Annotated in this window: 23 protein-coding genes; 8 read left to right on the forward strand and 15 right to left on the reverse strand. The window is 62.6% G+C overall.

From position 1 onward, the window contains the following. Positions 1–59: 59 nt before the first annotated feature. The 3 genes from znuC to J7557_RS11615 are packed head-to-tail and all read left to right on the forward strand — an operon-like array spanning position 60 to position 2,095. Entirely contained in the window at positions 60–881 is an 822-nt protein-coding gene (znuC, locus tag J7557_RS11605; RefSeq protein WP_291420224.1) for a zinc ABC transporter ATP-binding protein ZnuC, read from the forward strand. Continuing rightward, complete coding sequence (locus tag J7557_RS11610; protein ID WP_291420225.1) at positions 871–1,689, forward strand: metal ABC transporter permease; 819 nt, start codon at positions 871–873, stop codon at positions 1,687–1,689. Before znuC ends, J7557_RS11610 begins: the two co-directional genes overlap by 11 nt. Continuing rightward, positions 1,679–2,095, forward strand: a complete 417-nt coding sequence (locus J7557_RS11615; protein WP_291420226.1) for a Fur family transcriptional regulator — start codon at positions 1,679–1,681, stop codon at positions 2,093–2,095. The genes J7557_RS11610 and J7557_RS11615 overlap by 11 nt, the downstream gene beginning before the upstream one ends. Here J7557_RS11615 and J7557_RS11620 read toward each other — a convergent pair. The 7 genes from J7557_RS11620 to J7557_RS11650 all read right to left on the reverse strand — a co-directional run bounded on the left by J7557_RS11620 (position 2,092) and on the right by J7557_RS11650 (position 10,844). After that, positions 2,092–2,469, reverse strand: a complete 378-nt coding sequence (locus J7557_RS11620) for a GFA family protein (RefSeq protein ID WP_367272887.1) — start codon at positions 2,467–2,469, stop codon at positions 2,092–2,094. The two genes, J7557_RS11615 and J7557_RS11620, sit on opposite strands and share 4 nt — an antisense overlap. A gap of 48 nt (positions 2,470–2,517) precedes the next feature. After that, positions 2,518–3,084 carry a 16S rRNA (guanine(966)-N(2))-methyltransferase RsmD gene (gene rsmD, locus J7557_RS11625; protein ID WP_291420228.1) on the reverse strand — a complete coding sequence of 189 codons (567 nt, stop codon included), beginning with the start codon at positions 3,082–3,084 and terminating at the stop codon, positions 2,518–2,520. 3 nt (positions 3,085–3,087) lie between these two features. Beyond that, the gene (locus J7557_RS11630) at positions 3,088–4,953 is read right to left on the reverse strand and encodes a pseudouridine synthase (RefSeq protein WP_291420229.1); all 1,866 of its coding nucleotides are present in this window, start codon (positions 4,951–4,953) and stop codon (positions 3,088–3,090) included. Between the two features lie 108 nt (positions 4,954–5,061). Then, entirely contained in the window at positions 5,062–5,760 is a 699-nt protein-coding gene (locus J7557_RS11635; protein WP_291420230.1) for a hypothetical protein, read from the reverse strand. An 85-nt stretch (positions 5,761–5,845) separates the two neighbouring features. Beyond that, positions 5,846–6,400 carry a signal peptidase II gene (lspA, locus tag J7557_RS11640; protein ID WP_291420231.1) on the reverse strand — a complete coding sequence of 185 codons (555 nt, stop codon included), beginning with the start codon at positions 6,398–6,400 and terminating at the stop codon, positions 5,846–5,848. 149 nt (positions 6,401–6,549) lie between these two features. Then, on the reverse strand, positions 6,550–9,531 hold the full coding sequence (ileS, locus tag J7557_RS11645; RefSeq protein WP_291420232.1) for an isoleucine--tRNA ligase: 2,982 nt from the start codon (positions 9,529–9,531) through the stop codon (positions 6,550–6,552). A 119-nt stretch (positions 9,532–9,650) separates the two neighbouring features. After that, positions 9,651–10,844, reverse strand: coding sequence for a hypothetical protein (locus tag J7557_RS11650; protein WP_291420233.1), 1,194 nt, complete (start codon positions 10,842–10,844; stop codon positions 9,651–9,653). Positions 10,845–11,077: 233 nt separating this feature from the next. Between J7557_RS11650 and J7557_RS11655 the strand changes: the two genes are divergently transcribed. Beyond that, positions 11,078–12,154: a hypothetical protein gene (locus J7557_RS11655; RefSeq protein WP_291420234.1), complete on the forward strand. Its 1,077-nt coding sequence runs from the start codon at positions 11,078–11,080 to the stop codon at positions 12,152–12,154. On the opposite strand, the gene J7557_RS11660 is transcribed toward J7557_RS11655, so the two are convergent. The 3 genes from J7557_RS11660 to J7557_RS11670 all read right to left on the reverse strand — a co-directional run bounded on the left by J7557_RS11660 (position 12,151) and on the right by J7557_RS11670 (position 15,368). Next, on the reverse strand, positions 12,151–13,125 hold the full coding sequence (locus tag J7557_RS11660) for a bifunctional riboflavin kinase/FAD synthetase (protein WP_291420235.1): 975 nt from the start codon (positions 13,123–13,125) through the stop codon (positions 12,151–12,153). The genes J7557_RS11655 and J7557_RS11660 overlap by 4 nt on opposite strands. A gap of 1 nt (position 13,126) precedes the next feature. After that, positions 13,127–14,005, reverse strand: coding sequence for a TIGR01459 family HAD-type hydrolase (locus J7557_RS11665; RefSeq protein ID WP_291420236.1), 879 nt, complete (start codon positions 14,003–14,005; stop codon positions 13,127–13,129). Between the two features lie 88 nt (positions 14,006–14,093). Beyond that, entirely contained in the window at positions 14,094–15,368 is a 1,275-nt protein-coding gene (locus J7557_RS11670) for an EAL domain-containing protein (RefSeq protein WP_291420237.1), read from the reverse strand. Positions 15,369–15,561: 193 nt separating this feature from the next. Between J7557_RS11670 and J7557_RS11675 the strand changes: the two genes are divergently transcribed. After that, positions 15,562–16,992 (forward strand): sigma-54 dependent transcriptional regulator, encoded by a 1,431-nt coding sequence (locus J7557_RS11675; protein ID WP_291420238.1) that lies wholly within the window; start codon positions 15,562–15,564, stop codon positions 16,990–16,992. 121 nt (positions 16,993–17,113) lie between these two features. Here J7557_RS11675 and J7557_RS11680 read toward each other — a convergent pair whose 3' ends face one another. Continuing rightward, entirely contained in the window at positions 17,114–18,415 is a 1,302-nt protein-coding gene (locus J7557_RS11680; RefSeq protein WP_291420239.1) for a glycoside hydrolase family 125 protein, read from the reverse strand. Between the two features lie 158 nt (positions 18,416–18,573). Between J7557_RS11680 and J7557_RS11685 the strand changes: the two genes are divergently transcribed. Further along, positions 18,574–19,110: a dihydrofolate reductase family protein gene (locus tag J7557_RS11685; protein ID WP_291420240.1), complete on the forward strand. Its 537-nt coding sequence runs from the start codon at positions 18,574–18,576 to the stop codon at positions 19,108–19,110. Positions 19,111–19,233: 123 nt separating this feature from the next. Here J7557_RS11685 and J7557_RS11690 read toward each other — a convergent pair whose 3' ends face one another. From J7557_RS11690 to J7557_RS11705, 4 genes are all read right to left on the reverse strand, one after another. After that, on the reverse strand, positions 19,234–19,611 hold the full coding sequence (locus J7557_RS11690) for a hypothetical protein (RefSeq protein ID WP_291420241.1): 378 nt from the start codon (positions 19,609–19,611) through the stop codon (positions 19,234–19,236). A gap of 49 nt (positions 19,612–19,660) precedes the next feature. Next, complete coding sequence (locus tag J7557_RS11695) at positions 19,661–20,623, reverse strand: DMT family transporter (RefSeq protein ID WP_291420242.1); 963 nt, start codon at positions 20,621–20,623, stop codon at positions 19,661–19,663. A gap of 28 nt (positions 20,624–20,651) precedes the next feature. Continuing rightward, a complete protein-coding gene (locus J7557_RS11700) occupies positions 20,652–20,846 on the reverse strand; it encodes a hypothetical protein (protein WP_291420243.1) in 195 nt (64 codons plus the stop codon). A 114-nt stretch (positions 20,847–20,960) separates the two neighbouring features. Further along, positions 20,961–21,317: a DUF427 domain-containing protein gene (locus J7557_RS11705; protein ID WP_291420244.1), complete on the reverse strand. Its 357-nt coding sequence runs from the start codon at positions 21,315–21,317 to the stop codon at positions 20,961–20,963. A 184-nt stretch (positions 21,318–21,501) separates the two neighbouring features. Between J7557_RS11705 and J7557_RS11710 the strand changes: the two genes are divergently transcribed. Together J7557_RS11710 and groL are read left to right on the forward strand one after the other, a co-directional pair. Then, positions 21,502–21,792, forward strand: coding sequence for a co-chaperone GroES (locus J7557_RS11710; protein ID WP_291420245.1), 291 nt, complete (start codon positions 21,502–21,504; stop codon positions 21,790–21,792). A gap of 46 nt (positions 21,793–21,838) precedes the next feature. Beyond that, positions 21,839–23,479 (forward strand): chaperonin GroEL, encoded by a 1,641-nt coding sequence (gene groL / locus J7557_RS11715; protein ID WP_291420246.1) that lies wholly within the window; start codon positions 21,839–21,841, stop codon positions 23,477–23,479. Positions 23,480–23,508: the final 29 nt, after the last annotated feature.

The following is a 23,508-nucleotide window of genomic DNA, read 5'->3' on the forward strand; positions in this document are numbered from 1 at the left end:
TGCGGCAGTGTTATGCTATAACGTAAATGACAGCGTCAAGTGCACTTGTGGAAACATTCATGGACATGCGCATGAAGGGCGAAACGCTCATCACGCTCACCAATGCCGGTGTGAAAAGCGGCGGCCGCGTCCTCGTCGAAGGCGTCGACCTCTCCATCGCGCGCGGCGAAATCGTCACGCTCATCGGCCCCAATGGCTCGGGCAAATCGACCACCGCCAAGATGGCGACGGGCGTGCTGAAACCGTCCACTGGCACGGTATCGCGAAAACCCGGCCTCAAGATCGGCTATGTGCCGCAAAAGCTCAGCATCGACTGGACGCTCCCGCTGACGGTCGAGCGCCTGATGACGCTGACCGGCCGTTTCTCCCGCCTCGAAATCGAAAACGCCCTCGCCGCCGTCGGCGCCGGCCGCTTGCTGCACGCCGCCGTGCAGGAACTCTCCGGCGGCGAATTCCAGCGCGTGCTCTTTGCCCGCGCCATGATCCGCAAGCCCGATCTGCTGGTTCTCGATGAGCCAGTACAGGGCGTCGATTTCTCCGGCGAAGTTGCGCTTTACGAACTCGTTCGCCAGATTCGCGACACGACCCAGGCCGGCATCCTGATGATCAGCCACGATCTCCACGTCGTCATGGCCGAGACAGACACGGTCATCTGCCTCAACGGCCATGTCTGCTGCCGCGGCACGCCCGCCGCGGTGAAACGCAGCCCCGAATATCTCGCCCTCTTCGGCGCCCGCGCCGCTGACACGCTCGCCATCTACGAGCACCATCACGACCACGAACACCACGACGATGGATGCCTGGTGGGCAAACACGGCGAGCACGAGCATCCGCACGGCCATGTGCACCACGATCACTCGGAGCACGACCATGCTCGGTGATTTCTTCTCCCGCGCCCTCGTCGCCGGCGTCGGCCTTGCCGCCGTCACAGGGCCGCTCGGCTGCTTCGTCGTCTGGCGCCGCATGGCCTATTTCGGCGACACCATGGCCCATTCGGCCCTGCTGGGCGTCGCCATATCGATCCTGCTCTCGATCAACATGACCCTCGGCGTCTTCGCCGTCGCTGCCCTCGTCGCCGGTGCCCTCCTGTTGCTCCAGCGTCAGAACACGCTCTCCACCGACGCCCTCCTCGGCATCCTCAGCCATTCCTCCCTCGCCGTCGGCCTCGTGCTCGTGGGTTTCCTCACCCAGGTCCGCATCGACCTTATGGGCTTCCTCTTCGGCGATATCCTCGCCGTCTCCATGGAGGACATTTACATCATCTATGGCGGCGGCATCGCCATCCTCGCCATTCTAGCGATCAACTGGCGCCCGCTGCTCGCCGCCACGGTCAGCCCCGAACTCGCCGAAGCCGAAGGCCTAAAGCCCGAAGTTAGCCGCATCCTCCTCATGCTGCTCATGGCTTCCGTGATCGCCATTGCCATGAAGCTCGTCGGCGTCCTCTTGATCACTTCGCTGCTCATCATCCCCGCCGCGACCGCCCGCCGTCTCAGCGCCACGCCAGAAATCATGGCGCTCGTCGCAGCAGTTCTCGGTGCAGCATCGGTTGTCGCCGGCTTGTACGGCTCGCTCACCTGGGATACCGCTTCGGGACCGTCCATTGTCGTCGCGGCGCTGCTGATATTCCTCGTTTCGCTGACGGTACCGACCGCAAGATTGTTCGGCAGGAGAGAGAGCCATGGCGCATAGTCACGACATTCCGACGGATCTCACCCGCAATCAGGAACTGGTGCTGGGCACATTGACGGCCTCCGCCGGCCCCCTCAGCGCCTACGACATCCTCGACAAGCTGCGCGGCGACGGCCTTCGCGCTCCCCTCCAGGTCTATCGCGCACTCGACAAACTGGTCGATCGCGGCCTCGCCCACCGGCTTGAATCGCTCAACGCCTTCGTCGCCTGCGCCGACATGCATTGCCACCGCAAGGGCCTCATCGCCTTCGCCATCTGCGAAAGCTGCGGCAAGGTCGATGAATTCGCCGATGAAGTGATCGAGGAGCGTCTGGGCACCTGGGCCCGCACCGGCGGCTTCAAGGTGGAACGCACCACCATGGAAATCCGCGGCCGCTGCGCCGATTGCCTCGCGAAGGCGGCCTAAGGGTCCTGCCGCGCCATCGGCATGCCGGCAATCACCGGCAGCCAGTGCTCGCGTCTGATGCACCAGCCTTCAACCAGCGGCCTGATGCCGTTCGGCGCATCATCGAGCGTGCCGAGGTAAATCTCCCCGCCCGTCTCGTCATAGGCAAAGAGCCGCGAGCCACATTTGGGGCAGAATGAGCGCCCCTCATAAGTGGCAATCTCGCCGGTAAAACTGAAGCGATCGCTTGGCCAGTCGGCATAGGCGAGGAATGAGCTGCCGGTCACCTTGCGGCAGTCACCGCAATGGCACAGCCCCGATTTCATCGGCGCGCCACGCACTTCATAGCGCACCGCGCCGCAAAGGCAGCCGCCAGTCCTGATCTCGTCTGTCATCACGCATCTCCATGTACTGGAGGCAGAATTGACGAGATGCCGGAAGGTTCAGCCGCCCGTGCCGGAAAAGGTCAGAAAACGTACTGCGGCCGCGCCATATTCGCGCTCGTCGTCCAGTTCAAAACCTGCTGGCACCGTCACCGGCACGTCGACGCTTTCTTCCCAGACCAGCGTCGCGCCTGGCTTCAGCCAGCCATTGCCGGCCAGCTCTGCCAGAGCCTTTTCGCCAAGCCCCTGCGCATAGGGCGGGTCGAGAAAAACCAGATCGAATTGCCCAAATGTGCCCGGCGTGCCGAGACCAGTCGCGTCACGACGCAGCAGTTTCGTAATTCCCGCCACGCCAAAAGCCTGGATATGGTCGCGGATCAGCCCGCGCGACTCCGCACCCACATCGACAAAGGTTACATGGGACGCACCGCGCGACAGCGCTTCAAGTCCCAGCGCCCCCGTGCCGGCAAAGAGGTCAAGCACGCGCTTGCCTTCCAGCACCGGCCCGAGCCGTGACCCCAGGATATTGAACATGCTTTCGCGCACGCGGTCCGCTGTCGGGCGAATGGAATCGTCCGACGGCGAATTGAGCTGCTTGCCGCGAAATTTGCCGGCGACAATCCGCATGGTTTAGCCGCGCGGCTTGCGCGGACCGGAGGGACGGCCGCCCTCCGGGCGTCCACCGGGACGACCAGCGCCGCCGGGCTTGCCGCCGAACGGTTTGCCACCAGCAGGGCGGCCGCCTGTGGGGCGCGCACCACCGGGACGGCCACCCTGCGGGCGGCCCTGGCCCGGACGATCGCCGCGCGGCGGCCGGCCGTCGTCAAATCCGCGCTGCGGACGATCCGAACGCGGACCACGCGCGGGCTTGTCACCATAGGAACGTGCCGGACGCTCGTCACCGCCACGAGCGGGACGGTCACCGAAGCTGCGACCCGGCTTGTCGCCAAACGGACGGGTCGGGCGCTCACCACCGCCACGGGCAGGACGATCGCCGAAGCTGCGGCCCGGCTTGTCGCCAAACGGACGAGACGGACGCTCACCGGCGCCACGAGCGGGACGATCATTGAATGGGCGATCACCACCGCGTGCCGGACGGTCGCCGAAACTGCGGGCCGGCTTGTCGCCAAAACCGCGCTGCGGGCGCTCACCGCCACCACGACGTTCGTCATCGCGACGCGCCGGGCGATCGCTGAAGCCACGCGCCGGACGCTCATTGCCATCCGGACGACCGCCGCGCTGCGGTCGATCCCCATAGGACTTTTCGCCATAGGGTTTCTTGTCGCCGAACGATGGGCGCGCACCATAAGGCTTTTTGTCGCCAAACGAGGGACGATCACCATACGGCTTCTTGTCCCCGTAGGACTTCTTATCGCCGTAGGGCTTTTTGTCGCCAAACGACTTGCGGTCACCCGCGGGACGATCGGCACGATCGGGCTTGGGCGCGCGGATCGGCGGCCGGCCGTAATTGCTTGCCGGCTGGTCATCGGGGTCAATGCGCCCACGGCCGGGACGGACCGGGCCCTTGGGTTCATATTCTTCCGGCGCGCGGCCATCGTCGTCGAAGTGAATGCGACGCGGCCGTACCGGACGGTCATCGTCGCGGAACGAGCGGCGGTCATTGGAGCCGCCGCGAGAATCAAAGCGGCCACCACCACGCGACCCACGGCTACGCGGCGATTCGCTGCTCGGCTGTGGCGGCGGGAACAGACCCTCGGGCATTTCGCTGTCGAAATCGACACCGGCAGCCTCGGCCAGCTTCTTGCCAAGCTGGTCCTTGAGCATCTTGGCCTTCACCACCTCGATCTGGCCTTCCGCCAGGTCGCCGAGCTGGAATGGACCATAGGACACGCGGATCAGGCGGTTGACCTCGAGACCAAGCGCGCCGAGCACATTCTTGACTTCGCGGTTCTTGCCTTCGCGCAGACCGACGACGATCCAGACATTGTGCCCCTGCTCGCGCTCGAGCGTGGCTTCGATGGGGCCATAATTGATGCCTTCCACCGTGATGCCGTCCTTGAGCGCATCGAGCTGCGCCTGGGTCACAAAACCATAAGCACGAACCCGATAGCGACGCAGCCAGCCCGTGGACGGCAGTTCCAACACGCGCTTCAGCCCACCATCATTGGTGAGCAGCAGCAGGCCTTCGGTATTGATATCAAGTCGACCCACGGTGACGACTCGCGGCAGGCCCTGCTCTTCGAGCGCCTCGAAGATCGTCGGGCGGCCTTCCGGGTCCTTCTCGGTGACCACTAGGCCGGCGGGCTTGTGGTAGAGCCAGATGCGGGTGCCCTGGCGTTCCGCAAGGGGCTTGCCATCGACGGTGATCTTGTCGCGGCTCGTCACGTTGAAGGCGGGGGTGATGACCTTCTTGCCATTGACCGTGACGCGGCCGGCGGCGATCCAGCCTTCGGCATCGCGGCGGGAGCAGAGGCCGGCGCGGGCCATGACCTTGGCGAGACGATCAGCGGTTTCGGGTTTTGGTGTGTCGCTCATGCGAACAGGACTTCCATGTCATGCGGGACCCGGATTGGGCGGCGCGGAGAAAGCGAAAGGCGGCCGGATCATCCGGCCGCCGGAAAGTGTCAGGTCGAAAGCTCGGAACTAGTTCTTGATTTCCGAGCCAAGCAGATTGGCCGAAGGACCGGTGCTGAGCATGGTCGAGCCCGGGCCGCCATTGCGCAGCGCCTTGCGGACCTCTTCGGGGCAACGCTGGTCGTTCAGCGGCACCAGCTCGCCGGCCGGCGTACGGCAGATGAGGTTGGCGTCACCCACGCGGGTAAAATATTCATCCGGCGGCAGATAGAGCGGACGGCTCGCCGTGCCGGTGACCTGCATGCCTGCAGCGCTCATACGCGCCGTCAGCGCGCGCGCTTCTTCGGGGGTCAGAGGACGGCCGGAAAGCGAACGCAGGTCAACGACCTTAGCATTGCGCAGGCGCTGGATATCGGCCTCGCTCAGATTGGACGTATCGATCCGCACGGTATTGCTATTCGCCGGCAGTTGCGCCGCAGCCACCTGGGTGCTCGGTGCCGGCAGGTTGTTACCCGACCGCGGCAGCACCAGCGGCGCACGCGCCGCCGTCAGATCTTCCTTCGGAGCGTCACCGGGGATGAGACCAACGCCGCGCGCCGTCGTATTCAGCACGTCGCGCTCAAAGGTCCCGAAATCAGTCAGCGCATTGGTGCCTTCGACCGTGGTGCAGGCGCCAAGAGCCAGCGTAGCTGCCAAGGCCAGCCCTGCCAGCACTGCGCGCGCCGCGGCCGAAATACGGCCATTGTGGCCGATCAATCCAATACGCATGAAACGTCCCTTACGATAATGGCGGCGCTTATAGCGCATTTGAGGCCCTAAGGCCAGATTTGGGCAGCACAATGGTGCGCGAGCCTTAATCGGCCGGCTTTGCCCTGCTCTTCCCGAAGCCCGCGAGGTCAACCAGCAAGAGGATCACCCCCAGCGTGATCGCCATATCGGCGATGTTGAAGATGTAGAATGACCAGCTCCCCCAATGAAAATGGAAGAAGTCGGCCACGGCCCCAAAAATCAGCCGATCGAGCGCATTGGACAGCGCCCCGCCAATGGCAAAGGCCAGCCCCAGCCGCACCAGCGGCGCATCTGTCCGCCACCACCAGACCGAAAGCCCGATGATGGCCACCAGCATGATCGCGCCCAGCGTCCACACCGGCAACCCGTCCAGCAGCCCATAGGAAATGCCGGTATTCCACACCAGCACATAGTCAAAGAACGAGGTCACCGGCACGATCTCGCCACCCCGCCAACCGGTCATCGAGAACGGCAGGTAGCTGGCGAAGATGTCAACGCATGCCGCCTGCCCGATCGCATAACAATCGGCGGCGATATGATAACCCTTTTGCGCGCGGTCGAGCCCAAACGCGAGCACAGCCGCGACAAGCGAGGTGTAGATGGCAGGGGAAGCTTTCACGACGCTCTCCGTCTTCCCTTCTCCCCTCGCGGGAGAAGGTGGCGCGAAGCGCCGGATGAGGGGTATGCGGTGCTCGGGAATACCCCTCACCCGCCCTTCGGGCACCCTCTCCCGCAAGGGGGGAGGGCAAGGAGCCGAAGCTCCGTCGATTAAGAGAGCCCTGCTGCCGCAAGCTCGCGCAATGCCTGGGCATCGCGCAGCGTCACGTCGGGATATTCGGCATCGGACCCAACTTCGGGCAGCACCTTCCACGAACGCGCGCAACGCGTGCCTTCGGCCAGAGCCGGCACAACCGAAACGCCCGGCACATCGTCGAGCTTGAAGGCTTCCGCCGGGCCATCGCCCTCGGAGACCGCGATCGCCGAAGTGATGGCGATTTCGGCGAGGTCCTGTCCCTCAAGTGCCTCGATGTAACGGGCGTCAGCGACGAAAACTTGCGGCGCCGCTTCCAGCGAAGAACCAATGCGCTTCTCGCGACGCTCGATTTCGAGCGCCCCGGTCACGACGCGGCGTATGCCACGGATGAGCTGCCACTTGTTGGCCAGATCCTCGTCGAGCCATTCCGCGGGGATGTCGGGGAAGAGCCGCAGATGCACCGACTCGTTCTCGCCCGGATGCCGTTCCAGCCAGCACTCTTCCATGGTGAAGACCAGGATCGGCGCGAGCCAGGCGGTCAGTGCGTTGAACAGATGATCGAGCACGGTGAGCGCCGAACGACGCTTCACCGACGAGATCGGATCGCAATAGAGCGTGTCCTTGCGGATGTCGAAATAGAACGCCGAGAGCTCGATGTTCATGAAGTTCGACAAGAGCGAAACGACCTTGCGGTAATCGTATTCCTTATAGGCCGAACGCACGCCCGCATCGAGCTGTGCCAGGCGGTGCAGCATCAACCGTTCAAGCTCGGGCATATCGCGGAAGTCGACGACATCGTCGGCTTTGAAGTGCGCGAGGTTACCCAGCAGCCAGCGCAGCGTATTGCGCAGTTTTCGGTACGCATCCACGGTCGTCTGGATGATTTCCTTGCCGAGACGAAGGTCTTCCGAATAGTCCGACGACGCCACCCAAAGTCGCAGGATATCGGCGCCGTACTGCTTGATGATGTCCTGCGGGGCAACGGTGTTGCCGAGCGACTTGGACATCTTCTTGCCTTCGCCATCCATGGTGAAACCATGAGTGAGAACGCTGTCATAGGGCGCATAGCCATTGGTCGCGCAGCTTTCGAGCAGCGACGAATGGAACCAGCCGCGATGCTGGTCCGAACCTTCGAGATACATCGAGGCCGGGAATTTCAGATGCGGCCACTTCTGCTTGTTGCGCAGCACGAAGGCATGGGTCGAGCCGGAATCGAACCAGACGTCGAGCACGTCTGATACCATCTCGTAGTCCTCAACCTTGTAGGCCGAACCGAGATAGCGCTCAGCAGCACCAGCCTTATACCAGGCGTCGGCGCCCTCTTCCTCAAAGCTCTGGGCAATACGGTGATTGACCAGTTCATCCCGAAGGATTTCCGCGCTTTCCTTGTGCACGAAAACCGTGATCGGCACGCCCCAGGCGCGCTGACGGCTCAGCACCCAGTCGGGACGATCAGCAATCATGGCGCGCAACCGGTTCTGCCCCGCGGCCGGGTAGAACTTGGTCTTGTCGATCGCATTGAGCGCGCGGTGACGCAGCGTATCACCCTCAACGCCTTCAATGGCCTTGTCCATATAGACGAACCATTGCGGCGTGTTGCGATAGATCACCGGCTTCTTGGAGCGCCAGGAGTGCGGGTACTGATGTTTTACGCGGCCACGGGCGAAGAGCTTGTTCGCCTCGATCAGAGCCGTAATGACACGCTGATTGGCATCGCCCTTCTTGCCGTTGTCGTCGATGACGCGAGCGCCATCGAAGCCCGGCGCGTCCTTGGTATAAAAACCATCGTCTCCGACAGGCATTGGGATGGACGGATCGATCCCGCGGTCCTGAAGCAGTCGCGTGGAAGTCATCCAGATATCGAAGTCGTCGAGACCGTGGCTGGGCGCGGTATGCACAAAGCCCGTACCAGCATCGTCAGTGACATGCTCACCATCAAGCAGAGGGACGTCAAACGCGTAACCACCGCCAAAGCCCTTGAGAGGGTGAGACAATGTCATACCGGAGAGGTCTGCGGCGGTGACATCGTCAACGCGCTTGAAGGTCAGCTTGGCCTTGGTCGCACTTTCGGCAGCGAGCTTATCGGCAAAGATCAGCCTTTCGCCGGGCTGCGGACCGAAATCGTTCTGCGCGGTTTCGACTTCGTAGAGGCCGTAGGCGACGCGACCGGAAAAGCTGACGGCGCGATTTGCCGGGATGGTCCAAGGCGTCGTGGTCCAGATGACGACTGAAGCATCGCGGAACTTGAAGTCCCACTCGCCGCGCCCGCTCTTGTCTTCCGCATGCTGGGGCACGATCGGCGACTTCGTCACCACCGGGAATTTCACCCAGATCGTATCGCTCTCATAATCCTGATATTCGATCTCGGCCTCAGCCAGCGCCGTGCGCTCGACCACCGACCACATGACCGGCTTCGAACCGCGATAAAGCTGCCCACTCATGGACACCTTCATCAGCTCGCGCGCGATCTGTGCTTCGGCGTCAAAGCTCATGGTGAGATAGGGATTGTCCCACTCGCCCAAAATGCCCAGGCGCTTGAATTCCTCGCGCTGGATATCGACCCAGCTTTCGGCGAACGAGCGGCATTCCTGGCGGAATTCCACCACCGGAACTTCGTTCTTGTCCTTGCCCTTGGCGCGGTACTGCTCTTCGATCTTCCATTCGATGGGCAGGCCGTGACAATCCCAGCCGGGGATATAGGCAGCGTTGTGGCCAAGCATCTGCATGGACCGGGAAACCAGGTCCTTCAGCGTCTTGTTGAGCGCATGGCCGATATGGATATTGCCATTGGCATAGGGCGGGCCGTCATGCAGCGTAAACAGCGGCCGATCCTTGGCCTGCTCGCGCTGACGCTCGTAAATATCCATGTCCTGCCAGCGCTTGAGCCAGATCGGCTCGCGATCGGGCAGGCCCGCGCGCATCGGAAACTCGGTTTCGGGCAGGAAGAGCGTGGCCGAATAGTCTTTTTCGGTCGCGCTTGCAGCGGTATCGGTCATGGAACGGCAATCGGTTTTGGAAGATTGGGCCGCCTTTTAGCAAGTGAGGGCAAAGGGGGCAAAGGTTGATTTTGCCACTCCGTCACAGGCACGGCGCGTGTCCGGGCCGTGGCAGGCACTCACGCCTGTTGCAGAAGTGGCAGGATCCGCGCCCGCGCCATGGCGCCGGCATCGCCAAAAAGGCTCGCGCGCAGCTTTTCCGTCGCTGCCGCGTCGCCGCCACCGATCTCATAGGCTTCCATGATCGTCGCACTGATCTCGTCCGCATCCGCGGCCGCCGGATCGACGATGCGCACCGGGGCCATCTCGCCGGCGCGCCGCGCATGAAAGAGGTGTTCGAGATGCTGGGGAAAGGCAACTTGTCCGATCCCCATGCCCAGCCCCATGCAGAGCGTGCCGTGCTGGCCGGAATGGAGCAGCAGCCGCGACCGCCGATTGATCGCTTCGAAGGAAACCGGCCGCGCCTCCACCGTCACGCCGGCCTCGGCGAAAAGCTCCCGCACTCCGGCCGTGGCGCCGGGAATGAAGGCGCGCATCGGCAGGTCGAGGCCGATCAGCGCATCGACAAGCGCATGGTTCTCGGTCTCGTCGCCCGGAAAATAGAAGAAAATCTCGTTGCCGCTGCCATCGGGACGCGGCAGTTTTTCGCTGAGCGGCGGCAGGGGTGGCGCCTGACGCATGCTCCGATAGGGATCAAGACCGGCAATGGTGCGCGGCATGGCCGTGCTGCCGGCATAGATATCGGACAGTCTCGTCAGTGGCTTCACGCCATAATGGACCAGCGCCATATTGACCGCCCGCAGCAGTTCGTCCTCCGCAAAGACCAGTTCGGCATATTCGGGCAGGAGAACGGGAAACCCATCGAGCCCGGCAGGCGGCACCGAATAGCCCGTGCCCACCGCGACGGACGGAATGCCGGAAATCAGCGCTGCCAATTGCGCACAGGGCGCGAAGTCGGCAATGACCAGCCGACTCTTCCGCGCCTTGATCGTCTCCAGCCACCACTTGATCTGGGCGATCAGAAATTGCGGATTCCAGAAATTGAGATCGCCGAGAAAATCCCCCCAGGTCGCCACCTGCGGATCGCCCGCCGCCTCGCGCCGCGCCCGATTGGTCGAGAGCCGTGCACCCTGAAAAACGCTGTCGCAATAAGGCACTAGCTCGGCCGCGTGTTCCATGCGGCAGAGTGCGGCGTCGCAGATGGCATCGGCACCAAGCGCCTCGGCAATATCCCTCAGCGTCACCACATGACCGCGCCCGGCCCCGCCCTCCCAGGCCAGCAGAATACGCGTCCGATTGGCCTCAAATGCCATGGCACGCGTCCCGCAGCAGGCCGATCAAGAAGCGCCGTCGTCGTCGAAGTAAGCGGGCGGCAATGCGAAACGGCATAGAGAATTCCCCTGCCTGAAGTCCGCGTCGCTCAAAAAAGTGATCGAGACGACCCCAAACCTCTGGATTGACCGGGATTTTTTAGTGGCTCATGCTGAAGGCAACATCGAACACCTGTTCGATGGGGCACGCGCTCCGCGCGCGATGTGGGTAGGCGATGGGACGGTTCGAGGATATCCTCGGTACGATCCAGCAAGCGGCAGAGGACGAGGCGTCCTGGCCGGACATGTTGACGCGCCTCGCCGATTACCTGGGCAGTGTCGAAGCGACCCTTGGCGGCGGCGCCCCCGGTTCGCTGCCGCAAATTCTGTCGCCCCGGACCAATCCCGCCGAAATCGAGCGCTATTTCACCACGTTCCATGACCGCAACACGCTGATGCGCGACATGATGGGCCATGCCCCCGGTGTCGTCGTCGTCGACGAGTCCCTGTCGCAATTCGCCGATTTTCAGCGCGATACCTTCTACAATGAATGGTGTGTGCCCCAGCGCTATAACCGCGCCTTCGGGGTCAGGCTTGCCACCAGCACCGGCTGGCATGGTGCCCTGATGATCAACCTGCCCGGCGCCATCGAAACCGAACAGGTCGCCCGCTTCGAAGCCATTCTTCCAACGCTCACCCGCGCGCTCGAGATCAACAAGCTCATCGGCCAGTTCAGCGGCCTCGCGCGCTCCAGCCTCGATGTGCTGGAACTCGCGGGCCAGGCCGCCATACTGCTCGACGCCCGCGGCATGCTGCTCGATTGCAATGACAGTGGCACGCAGCTCTTCGAGGACGGACGGCTGCGCCAGCGCCACGGCCGCATTTCCTCTGAGGACCCGGCGACAAACCGGCACCTGGCACGCCTCATCACCCTCTGCCTGCAAGCGCCCGACCACACATCCGGCGGCCGCATGCAGATCCCAACGCCCCAGGGAACCCTGGGCGTGCATTGCGCGCCCTATCCCGGCGGCCTGCTTTACCCCGCCGGGCGCCGCCCCGCGGTTATCATCATCATTTCCGATCCGCAGAGCCGCCTGCGCCGCCGGCTTGCCCGGTTGCAGCAGCGCTATAGCCTAACGGCAGCCGAGATGGCCCTGGCTCTGGCGCTCGTTGAAACCGGCAGCCGCAAGGCCGCCGCCGATCGACGCGGCGTGTCGGACGCCACCGCCCGCGCCCAATTGACCAGCATTTTCGACAAGACCGGCGTGCGCAAGCAGACCGATCTCATGCGTCTCTTGCTGGCCGAGGATTAACCGAAAAAGCCGAGCTTCTCGTCCAAGACACCGATCGGTCGTGCGTCTGCAATCATCGCCCGCGCCTTGCGGCTATCGCGATCCATGGCGGCGATGAGATCGTCGAGCCCCTTGAACACTTCCTGCCCGCGGATATGTCCGATCAGCGCCACCGAAATGGTCTGGCCATAGATATCCGCGTCGAAATCGAAGAGATGCGTCTCGAAGGGTGGCCGCTGATTGTCGAACATGGGCTTGCCATAGGCGGCGACGCCGTCGAGCAGTTTTCCCCTCACCTTGGCCCGCACCGCATAAACGCCCTGCGCCAGTTGGAAACCCGTCTGGGTCATCGTATTGGCCGTGGGATAGCCCAATTCCCGCCCGCGCTGGTCGCCCTTGACCACACAGCCTTCAAAGAACCAGTGATACCCGAGGAGCCGGTTGGCCGCCGTCACCGCACCCTCGGACAGGGCTGCACGAATGCGCGAGGAGGAAATGACCTCGTCGCCCTCATCGACCAGATCGAGCGTATCCACGGCAAAACCGAGCTCGACGCCTTTTTCGCGCAAAAAGCTCGGCGTGCCGCGCCGCTGCCGGCCGAAATGGAAGTCGGATCCGACGATCACGCCCTTCACACCCAGCGCGCCCACCAGGAAATCAGCGACAAAAAACTCCGCCTCGATCTGCGAAAACGCCGTATCGAAGGGCAGGACGATGATGCCATCGAGCCCCAGCGCCTCGGCCAGAGCCGCCTTGGCATCGCCCAGCGTCAGCCGGAACATGAAGGGAGCAGGCGCGAAAACGTCGCGCGGATGCGGCTCAAACGTCAGGATCAGCGCCGGCACGCCCGCGGCCCGCGCCCGCTCACGCAAAGCTGCGATAACGCGCTGGTGGCCGCGATGCATGCCATCGAAATTGCCGATGGCGACATAGGCGCCCTTGAGCGCCGCGGGGAGTTCGGCAAAGCCGGAAAGACGAACGAAACCGCTCAATTCAGACCGTCCACGAAAGACGCGGCAGGAAGCCGGCGACATGCGCCCGGCTCGGCGCGATCAGGTCGGCAATCGCCTGCGGATCGGGTTTTCCGAAAGCATCAAGCTCGGCCGCATGGATCGAACCGGTGATAAAAAGGAGATCGATGCCGAACTGCGCCGCCCCCGTCGCATCGGTGCGCACGCTGTCGCCGATGGCCAGCACGCGGCTCTTGTCGAGCGCCTTGCCCGCGGCCAGCTCGCCGAGGCGAAACGCCTCTTCATAGATCGGCTGATAGGGCTTGCCCGCCATCAGCACCATGCCCCCCATGGCCGCATAGAGATCGCCCAGCGCACCGCCGCAATAGATGATCTGGTGCCCATGCTCCACCACCCGGTCGGGATTAGCGCAGATCATCGGCAGCTTTCGCTGGAGCCAGTATTTTGCCCGCTCGCGATACATTTCGGGCGTGTCGTCATCCGTATCGAGATCGGTCACGACAACCACTTCGGCCTCTTCCGGCCCAGTACGCCGGAGGTCAAAACCTTCGTAAAGCGCATCGTCCTCGGTCAAGGGGCCGACGTGGTGAATTGCCTTCCCGCGATATTTCGAGATCATCGTCCGCGTCGCGTCCCCCGAGGAGACGATGCCATCATAGGCCTCACGCGGCACATTGAGCCGATCGAGCATGGCGACGATCGGCGGGGATGGCCGCGGTGCATTGGTGATGAGAACCACCTTGCCGCCGGCACGGCGATATTGCACCAGCGCATCCACCGCCTCGGGGAAGGCCGAGACGCCATTGTGGATGACGCCCCAGACATCGCTCAGCACCGCATCATAGCGCCCCGCGAGATCGGCAAGGCCGGAAATGATGGGCAGGGGCGCGGCTGCGGACATGGGTCAGTTCCCGTCTAAAAATGTCTCAGGCTGCTATGTGGCAGTTCGGTCCGGACGATCAAGCCCGAAACCGATGGAACTGTCGATTTCAGAGTTCGGCGCGGCGGCGCGCGGCTTCTGGACGTTGCGGAGCCGGCGGCGCCACGGTGCGGGTCGGCTCGAGCAGCAGGTCGGGACGAACCGGACCGGCCGGGGCGATGTGATTGCCCTGCACCAGCGTGATTTCGTTGTCGAGCAGCTCGACGATCTGCCGCTCGTCGGTCACCCCGGTCGCGAGCAGGGTGATGTCGAAGCGCCCCACATAGCTGGCAATGTCGGAGAGATGGAAGTCGGTATAGACCTCCGAGGAATTGATGAGCTGACCGGCATTGACGCGAATGGTGCGCACGCCGAGCTCGGAGAGATCGGCGAAATTGAGCCGCAGCGACGAAGTATTGGAGAGCGAGAAGCCGGCGCCGCGGCGCTGGATCGCTTGCAGTGCCGTGCGCGCCGTCTGCATCAGCTCCTGGAACTCGATCTCTGCCAGCGTAAAGATCAGGCCGGTGGCAATGACGCGGTTAGCATCGAGAATGGCGAGAAGCTGTTCCACGGCCGCGCTGTCGCGCACAGTGGCGCTGCTGAGCGGAATGTAGAGCGTGATCGCCTGGCCGCCGGTACGGGCACGGCGTGCAATCGCAACGGCTTCGTTAAGCGCCGTGCCGTCGATCCGCTGCAACACGTCCTCGCCACCATGGCGCGGAATGAAATCAACGGGCTCGGCCATATCGCCGTCTTCGAGCAACAGGCGAGGCACGAGATCATAGCCGGCAGGACGCCGCTGCGGCAGGCGCGCGACAGGTTGGATATGATAGACAAGGCGCTGGTTGCCCAGCGCCTGACGCACCATTTCAAGGGGAATGATCGGCTCGATATCGCCATGCCGAGGCGCTGCCACCACGGGGCGCGGCGCGTCGCTCAGAAATCGATCGCCGGCGGGAACGGCCGCCGGTACGGCTCCCTTCTCCTCGATTTCGGCAACCGCCTCAGCCACCTGGCGGATCACCGTACCGAGGACGGAAATATCGGCCTCGATGGTCTCGAGGCGCTGGCCGGGATTGAGTTCGGAAAGGGCATTGATGCGGCGGCCGAGCACGGAGCCGGCCTGGGCATCGGTGGCGAGAAGGCGTGAAAGATCCTCGATACCGCGTTCGAGGCGCTTTTCCGCACGCAGCCGCAAACGGCGTTCGGAAATCAGGGTAGCAATGCAAACAACGACCAGCGCAACCAGGATCGCTTCGGCAAGCGTGAACGACAAGGCGAAGTAGGATGTTGCGCCAATCGCAAAACCCGCAAGCGCGATAAAGAGATAGACCAGAGCCTGCATGGCATCCCAGGTTCAGATTGTGGCTAGATTCGACGCACCTGTCATACCATCGCCTCTGTGACGGAAAAAGCACTTACACCCGATCCTACAGGTAAAGAACGGATTATTTACCCTGTTCGTCAACAATCCCCGCACCCGTCATGGCTGTCCGGCACCCGTCGGACGCCAGGCGAAACACTAGGATTTTGGCGTAATGGCAATGAATTCAGGCCTCGACAACGCGCTGAGCGGCCGGCTGCTGCTGATCGACAGCGATGCCGAAGCTGCCGCTCAGATTGGCGAATCGTTGAGCCAGGCGCTGCTCTGCACGCCCGCCGTTACACTCGCAAAGTCCGGCCGCGAGGCCCTCGACATGCTGCGCGCCAACCGATTCGACATCATCCTGGCCGATATGCCGAGCCTCAATGACATCGCCGAGCGCGACGATGAAGGCATGGGCCGCGTCGTGCGCCATGCCGAAGGCGCGCTTGTCGTCGCCATGGCCGGCGGCGCCTCAGTCACGGCCGCCGTCAGCGCCATGCGCTCCGGCGCGCATGACTACGTAACAAAGCCCATTGCCGGCCCGACCCTTGCCACCCGCATTGGCGAATTGGCCCAGCGCCATGGCCGCCCGCGCTCGCTCGGCCTCGACACCAGCCTGCCGCAGGCCGTGCCCGATTTCGCCGGCTTTGTCGGCGCGTCCAACGCCATGCAGTTCATCTATGAGCAGATCGGCCGCGTCGCGACCTCGTCGGCTCCCGTCTTCATCACTGGCGAAAGCGGCACCGGCAAGGATGTCTGCGCCGAAGCCCTCCACAGCCAGGGCCCGCGTTCGGGCAAGCGCTTCGTCGCCATCAATTGCGCCGCCATTCCGCGCGACCTGATGGAAAGCGAACTGTTCGGCGTCGCCCGCGGCGCCTTTACCGGCGCGCATGAAGACCGCAAGGGCGCCGCAGAACTCGCCGATGGCGGCACGCTGTTCCTCGATGAAATCGGGGAAATGGACCTTTCCCTGCAGTCGAAACTCCTTCGCTTCCTGCAAACCGGCACGATTTCCCGCGTCGGCGAAGCGAGCATGCGAAAAGTCGATGTGCGCGTCATCTGCGCCACCAATCGCAATCCCCTGCAGATGATCACCGAGCGGAAATTCCGCGAGGACCTGTTCTATCGCCTGCACGTCCTGCCGATCCATCTGCCCCCGCTGCGCCAGCGCCCGACCGACATCATGGTCCTCGCCCGCCACTTCCTCGAGCGTTATGCGCGCGAAGAGCACAAGGCGTTTGGCAGTTTCTCTAACGAGGCGTCGCAACAACTGACCGCCGCCGACTGGCCGGGCAATGTCCGCCAATTGCAGAACCTCGTGCGCCGCATCGTCGTCATGTTCGATGGCGGCGAGATCGATATCGGCATGCTCAATGCCGCCGATATCGAATCCCAAGCCTTTGCGCCGGTGGAGGCCCCTGCCCCGCGTGCCGAAACACGCCGCGCCATCCTCCCCATGTGGCAGCAGGAACAAAAAATCATCGAAGACGCCATCGCCGCTTTCGCCGGCAACATCTCCATGGCCGCTGCAGCACTCGAAATCAGCCCGTCCACCATCTATCGCAAACGCCAAAGCTGGGCGGAGATGCAGAAGGCCGGCTGAGGCCTCCTCAAGGCCCCTCACCCCCACGGCGTCATTCCCGCGAAAGCGGGAATCTCTGTTTCAGCGCAATGCGATTCCCGCCTTCGCGGGAATGACGCTGCGGTTTAGGCACCCGTTCCAGCTATTTGGCGACCAGATGTGCCGGGCGTCGGTAACTGCGCAGGCCTGCAACATCAAGCGCCAGCTCGCAGAACATCGCATTGGCCCATGAGAACCATGGTCGCGTGAACTTTGTGGGATCATCGACGTGGAAGGACTCGTGCATGAGCCCCGTTCCCCCGTCGGTCGCAAGCAACAGGGCCAGCAGATCCCGCTTTTCAGCGGGGTCATCGCTGGTCAGTCCCTGCACAGCCAAGGCAATCGGCCAGACCTGATTCGGCGGCGTATGCGGACTGCCGATACCCGAGGCAGCCGTCCCCGCGTAGAAGTAGGGGTTGGCCTTGCTCAAAATGCGAGCGCGCGTCGCCTGATAGATCGGATCCGACGCCGTGCACCAGCCCAGCATGGGGAGCGAAAGAAGGCTCGGCACATTGGCATCGTCGGCGAAAAAGCTGTTGCCAAGCCCATCGACCTCATAGGCGTAAACACGGTCTCGACCATCCGCCTCAATCAGTCCGAAATGCTCGATACCCCGTTCGATGTCCTCGCGCAGTCGATCAGCGTCCTCAGCCAGGGCAGCGTCACCAAAAACCTCGACAGCCAGTTCCGCGATATATTTTAGCGCCACCGCAGCAAAGGCGTTGCCGGGGATGTTGTAGCCATAGACGCACGCATCATCGCTGGGCCGAAACCCCGCCCAGGTCATACCGGTATGACCAGTGACCGGCCCCAGACCCTTGCGCGTCAGGGTATCGCTCGGAGGACAATCCAGACGGTCAAAACGATAAGTCGAATTGCGCTCGTGATCCTGCTCGGTCCGCCATGTTCGGATAACGACCTTGGCCACGTCGACAAAACTTTGCAGATGGTCGGTTCGCCGGGTTGTTGCCCAGAGGTCATAGGCCAGCTGGATCGTATAGGCGAGCGAGTCGATTTCGTATTTGCGCTCCCACACCCAGGCCGACTGCGGAAACACGTCCTTGTGTCCCGCAGCATTGCCGCTGGCATTGAAGGCATTGGCATAGGGATCGAGCAGCACATAGTCGAGCTGGCGCCTCGACACCGCCGCAATCAAATCGGCCAAGCCGGCATCCTGGTCCGCAAGGTGCAGGAACGGCGCCAGTTGGGCCGTCGAGTCACGGAGCCACATTGCCGGAATATCGCCCGTTATGACGAATGCCGTTCCGTCGGGCAGGTAAGTGACTGTTCTCGTCAGCATATCCATAAGGCAGCGCTCGACGGTCTCGGCGACCTGCACGCCCAGCTTCTCGGCAACCTGGCCCGCGATTTTCTGAACGATTGGATGAAATGTCTCTCCAGTCATCGCCCTCTCCCTTTATCGGCGCAATTAAGGAACTTCCCTTTAGTACATAGAGGCAGATTCGGCGCCTAGAACCGAACCAAAACCATCAGGCTTGAGCCCCTCCTGCCACCCCCTGTCACGTCGCGCCCATACACCTCCTGCATCCACAGGAGAGCCCAATGCCATCAGCCCATGTCTTCATCGCCACCAGCCTCGATGGCTACATCGCCCGCCGGAACGACGACATAGACTGGCTGACGAGTTTTTCAGCCCTTGGGGAAGACCACGGCTACAATACCCACATCGCCAGGATGGACGGCATCATCATGGGCCGAGGCACCTATGAAAAAGTGCTGACCTTCGACCAGTGGTATTACGAGAAGCCTGTTCTGGTCCTCAGCAGCAGCCTCGACCCAGCCTCGGTTCCCGAACGTCTCCAAGGCAAGGTCGAAATCGTCAACGTCACGCCCGAAGCCGCCATGGACCTCGCCGCCGCCCGCGGCTGGAACCGCATCTATGCCGATGGCGGAAAGCTCATCCAGTCCTTCCTCCGCGCTGGCTTTGTCGAAGACATGATCATCAGCCGCATCCCGATCCTCCTCGGCGACGGCATTCCGCTATTCGGGCCGCTGGATCAGGATGTTGGGCTCGAACACATCGAGACAAAATCCTTCCCCTCCGGCCTCGTGCAGTCGCACTATCGGGTACAGCGCTAGGTTTCCAAACCCAAATCATCTTCTCCATCGTCATTGCCGGGCTCGTCCCGGCAATCCATCTCGCCTCCGCATGGACCACCGGGACAAGCCCGGTGGTGACGACAACTGAGAGATGTGAGTGATCTACTGTCCCAGCGCCACGATCACCGCAGCACCGCACAGCACCGCGGCAACCGGCGTCATCACCAGCCGCTCGGACATGCTGCGCGAAATCGCGTTCATCACCGTCCCCAACACTAAGACACCCGCGATCACCCAGGTTGCCGGCCCAAGCCACTCGCCGCTCAACGCCACGAGCCCGGCCCTGCCGAGCAAAACCGCAGCAAAGCCGACATAGATCAGGATCGAAACCGCACTGCCGATGCGCAGCCCCAGCGGCAGGCGCTGAAACTGCCCGCCCCAGGCGAGCCGTCCCCACGGCGCCCCGGCCGCAAGATTGGCCTGAAACAGTGCCAGTCCGATGACGATTGCTGAAAAGATGACGGCTGCCGTCGCGACCATGAATGCCCCCTGCTCCAACCGCCCTTAGGTGGGGCGGCCGGCTATGCGTTCAAGGCGTATTGGCTTCCTTCGATTTCACCCGATCGAGCCCCAGCCTATGCTCACGCAGGATGACGGCAATGCCCGAACCAATGATGATCAATGCCCCGAGGATCATGGTCAGCGTCGGCACATCGGCAAAGATGAAATAGCCCAGCACAATGGTCAGGATCAGCGACACATATTCGAAGGGCGCAATCACCGACATATCGGCATGGCGATAGGACGAGGTCATCAGCAATTGCCCGATGCCACCAAAGAACCCCGCCCCGATCAGCAGCGCCGTCTGTTCCGGCGTCGGCCAGATCCAGCCGAAGGGCAGCGTCAGCAACGAGAGCACGCTGGCGCTGACGAAGAAATAGGTGACGATCGCCTCGGTGCGCTCGGTATGGACGAGATTGCGCACCGCCATCATGGCAAAGGCTGACAGCACGGCGGCAAGGAACGCGGCCAGGGCACCCACCGCCTCGGCATCGCCGAGCGCGGCGCCGCCCGAAAACACCGTCAGGCGCGGCCAGAGAATGATGAGGACACCGACAAGACCGAAGACCACCGCCGTCCAGCGAAAGAAATGCACCCGCTCGTTGAGCAGCACGGCCGAGAAAATGACGATCAACAGCGGCGCGGCGTAGGAAATCGCCGTCGCCTCCGGCAGCGGCAGCCGCGTCAGCGCGAAGAACCCCAGGCTCATCGAGGCGACACCCACGAGACCGCGCAGGATGTGCCCGACCGGCCGCTTGGTCGCGAAGGCATTGCCCAGCCGTCCCTTCCAGCCGAGATAGGCCAGAACGGGAAGCAGCGCAAAGAAGGAGCGGAAGAATACCATCTGTCCCGATGGTACCGTCTGGGTCGCCTTGAGCATGGTGGCCATGCCCACGAAGAAAAACACCGACACCACCTTGAGCATGATGCCGCGCATAGGATTGGTCGCACGCGCGGGCGCTTGGGCAGGAATTTTGTCGGGGGCGGACATGGGACACTATCCGGGCCGGATGACCGGCCTATTTGGACTGGGTTTTTTCCAGCTTCTCTTTGGCGATCCGCGCCGTGGCGAAGGCCTTGTGCTCGGGGCCCACGGCGCTGCCGGTCTTGACGACCTTGCCGTCGGCATCATGGATTTCCCAGTGCCAGTTGGCATTGGGACCGCTGCCGCCCTTGAGGCGCAGCTTGATCTGGTAGGGTGATTGTTCGCTCATGCCCGCCTTATGCAGCACCTCGGCCCCCGAAGAAAGCGGAAAGTGGGGCAGCAACAGCGCCCCATTCTCCTAATCCGCCCCGCGTTGGTCTCGATGCTAACAGTCTGCTAACGACTAGACGTCAGAAACGCTGACTTTCACGCGCTCGCCGCCAAAGGTGATGAGGTCGCGGATCGGCCCATAAGCGCCGTCGGCATAAGGGTAGTACCAGGCTTCGTCCGGCCCATCGGCGGTCAGCGTCTTGATCGTATAATAGTGCGCCTCGCCCTTTCCCGGCTCCTTTTTCCGCGTCTCCGACAGCTCCAGAATGCCGGGATGCACGGCTTCGAGCGGCACGAAAACCTGCGGTTTCCGCCCTGGCTCCTCAAGCCTTACAGCGTTGATTGTGCTCGCGATTTCGCCATCGTCGAAAAAGATATGCACGCGTCCGGCAATCGGGCTCACAATGGAAGTCGTCTCGTCGGCGGCCAAAGCAGCCTCCTTTTGTAAGAGGTTCATCTTCCGATGTTAACGCACGAACAAAATCTCCGTTCACCCAACCTTGACTCTCTTAGCGCTGCGTCCCTATATCCCCATCACCTTGCTAGCACTCAGCCACTTCGAGTGCTAACAAGCCCGAAATTGCATTCAGAAATGATGCCAAGAGGAAAATATCATGGGCTTCCGTCCCCTGCATGACCGCGTGGTCGTCCGTCGCGTCGACAGTGAAGAAAAGACCAAGGGTGGGATCATCATCCCAGATACCGCCAAGGAAAAGCCCTCCGAGGGCATTATTGTTTCCGTGGGCCCGGGCGCCCGCGACGAGAACGGCAAGGTTGCCGCCCTCGACGTGAAGGCCGGTGATCGCGTGCTCTTCGGCAAGTGGAGCGGCACCGAGGTCAAGCTCAATGGCGAAGACCTGATCATCATGAAGGAAAGCGACATCATGGGCGTGATCGAAGCCTAAGCTTCGTAACCCTTTGTCGTTCAACCCATTCTAAGGAGCGCCTCACATGGCCGCTAAAGAAGTAAAGTTCTCGACCGACGCCCGCGAAAAGATGCTGCGCGGCGTCAACATCCTCGCCAATGCGGTGAAGGTTACCCTCGGCCCCAAGGGTCGTAACGTCGTCATCGAAAAGTCCTTCGGCGCCCCGCGCATCACCAAGGACGGCGTCTCGGTTGCCAAGGAAATCGAACTCGAAGACAAGTTCGAGAACCTCGGCGCGCAGCTCCTGCGCTCGGTTGCTTCTAAGACCAATGACATTGCCGGTGACGGCACCACCACCGCCACGGTTCTGGGCCAGGCCATCGTCGTCGAAGGCGTCAAAGCCGTCGCTGCCGGCTTCAACCCGATGGATCTGAAGCGCGGTATCGACCTTGCCGTTGGTGAAGTCGTCGGTTCGCTGAAGGCTTCGGCCAAGAAGATCACCTCGACCTCGGAAATCTCGCAGGTCGGCACGATCTCTGCCAATGGCGAAACCGCTATCGGTGAAATGATCTCCGAAGCCATGCAGAAGGTCGGCAACGAGGGTGTCATCACCGTCGAAGAAGCCAAGACCGCCGAAACCGAACTCGATGTCGTTGAAGGCATGCAGTTCGACCGCGGCTATCTCTCGCCCTACTTCGTGACCAATGCTGAAAAGATGACCGCCGTCCTCGAGGACCCGGTCATCCTGCTGCACGAAAAGAAGCTCTCGAACCTCCAGGCCATCCTGCCGATCCTCGAAAGCGTTGTTCAGTCCCAGCGTCCGCTGCTGATCATTGCTGAAGACATCGAAGGCGAAGCTCTGGCTACCCTCGTCGTCAACCGCCTCCGCGGTGGCCTCAAGGTTGCTGCCGTCAAGGCGCCCGGCTTTGGCGACCGCCGCAAGGCAATGCTCGAAGACATCGCCATCCTGACCGGCGGTCAGGTGATCTCTGAAGATCTCGGCATCAAGCTCGAGAACGTGACCATCGACATGCTCGGCACTGCCAAGCGCGTTGAAATCACCAAGGAAAACACCACGATCGTCGATGGCGCCGGTACCCAGGAAGACATCCAGGGTCGCGTTGGCCAGATCAAGGCGCAGATCGAGGAAACCACCTCGGACTACGACCGCGAGAAGCTGCAAGAACGCCTTGCTAAGCTCGCTGGTGGCGTTGCCGTGATCAAGGTCGGTGGCTCGACGGAAGTCGAAGTCAAGGAACGCAAGGATCGCGTCGATGATGCGCTCAACGCAACCCGCGCTGCCGTCGAAGAAGGCATCGTTCCGGGTGGCGGCGTTGCCCTGCTGCGCGCTTCTGCTGCCATCACCGTCAAGGGTGCAAATGCCGACCAGGAAGCTGGTATCGCCATCGTGCGTCGCGCCCTCCAGGAGCCGGTCCGCACCATCGCGAACAATGCCGGTGCCGAAGGCTCGGTCGTTGTTGGCAAGATCCTCGAGAACAACTCGGCTTCGTTCGGCTACAACGCAGCGACCGGCGAATACGGTGACCTCGTTGCCCTGGGCGTTATCGACCCGGTCAAGGTTGTCCGCACCGCTCTTGAAGACGCTGCCTCGGTTGCGTCGCTCCTGATCACCACCGAAGCGACCATCGTCGAAGCCCCCAAGGAAGCAGCGCCGGCAATGCCGGGCGGCGGCGGCATGGGCGGCATGGGCGGCATGGACTTCTAAGAAGTCCAACCCAACCAGCTTCGAAGCTC

The organism is Devosia sp. (assembly GCF_017744655.1).
Taxonomy (GTDB): Bacteria; Pseudomonadota; Alphaproteobacteria; order Rhizobiales; family Devosiaceae; genus Devosia.

Excerpts from the sequence above, each read along its gene's own strand:
- J7557_RS11700 (WP_291420243.1), bottom strand. The coding sequence starts at position 20,846 with ATGAGCGAACAATCACCCTACCAGATCAAGCTGCGCCTCAAGGGCGGC.
- ileS (WP_291420232.1), bottom strand. The coding sequence starts at position 9,531 with ATGACCGATACCGCTGCAAGCGCGACCGAAAAAGACTATTCGGCCACG.
- J7557_RS11680 (WP_291420239.1), bottom strand. The coding sequence starts at position 18,415 with ATGACTGGAGAGACATTTCATCCAATCGTTCAGAAAATCGCGGGCCAG.
- J7557_RS11650 (WP_291420233.1), bottom strand. The coding sequence starts at position 10,844 with ATGGCATTTGAGGCCAATCGGACGCGTATTCTGCTGGCCTGGGAGGGC.
- J7557_RS11685 (WP_291420240.1), top strand. The coding sequence starts at position 18,574 with ATGCCATCAGCCCATGTCTTCATCGCCACCAGCCTCGATGGCTACATC.
- J7557_RS11695 (WP_291420242.1), bottom strand. The coding sequence starts at position 20,623 with ATGTCCGCCCCCGACAAAATTCCTGCCCAAGCGCCCGCGCGTGCGACC.
- J7557_RS11630 (WP_291420229.1), bottom strand. The coding sequence starts at position 4,953 with ATGAGCGACACACCAAAACCCGAAACCGCTGATCGTCTCGCCAAGGTC.
- J7557_RS11635 (WP_291420230.1), bottom strand. The coding sequence starts at position 5,760 with ATGCGTATTGGATTGATCGGCCACAATGGCCGTATTTCGGCCGCGGCG.
- J7557_RS11655 (WP_291420234.1), top strand. The coding sequence starts at position 11,078 with ATGGGACGGTTCGAGGATATCCTCGGTACGATCCAGCAAGCGGCAGAG.
- rsmD (WP_291420228.1), bottom strand. The coding sequence starts at position 3,084 with ATGCGGATTGTCGCCGGCAAATTTCGCGGCAAGCAGCTCAATTCGCCG.
- J7557_RS11615 (WP_291420226.1), top strand. The coding sequence starts at position 1,679 with ATGGCGCATAGTCACGACATTCCGACGGATCTCACCCGCAATCAGGAA.
- J7557_RS11690 (WP_291420241.1), bottom strand. The coding sequence starts at position 19,611 with ATGGTCGCGACGGCAGCCGTCATCTTTTCAGCAATCGTCATCGGACTG.
- groL (WP_291420246.1), top strand. The coding sequence starts at position 21,839 with ATGGCCGCTAAAGAAGTAAAGTTCTCGACCGACGCCCGCGAAAAGATG.
- znuC (WP_291420224.1), top strand. The coding sequence starts at position 60 with ATGGACATGCGCATGAAGGGCGAAACGCTCATCACGCTCACCAATGCC.
- J7557_RS11610 (WP_291420225.1), top strand. The coding sequence starts at position 871 with ATGCTCGGTGATTTCTTCTCCCGCGCCCTCGTCGCCGGCGTCGGCCTT.
- J7557_RS11620 (WP_367272887.1), bottom strand. The coding sequence starts at position 2,469 with ATGACAGACGAGATCAGGACTGGCGGCTGCCTTTGCGGCGCGGTGCGC.
- J7557_RS11710 (WP_291420245.1), top strand. The coding sequence starts at position 21,502 with ATGGGCTTCCGTCCCCTGCATGACCGCGTGGTCGTCCGTCGCGTCGAC.
- J7557_RS11665 (WP_291420236.1), bottom strand. The coding sequence starts at position 14,005 with ATGTCCGCAGCCGCGCCCCTGCCCATCATTTCCGGCCTTGCCGATCTC.
- J7557_RS11670 (WP_291420237.1), bottom strand. The coding sequence starts at position 15,368 with ATGCAGGCTCTGGTCTATCTCTTTATCGCGCTTGCGGGTTTTGCGATT.
- J7557_RS11675 (WP_291420238.1), top strand. The coding sequence starts at position 15,562 with ATGGCAATGAATTCAGGCCTCGACAACGCGCTGAGCGGCCGGCTGCTG.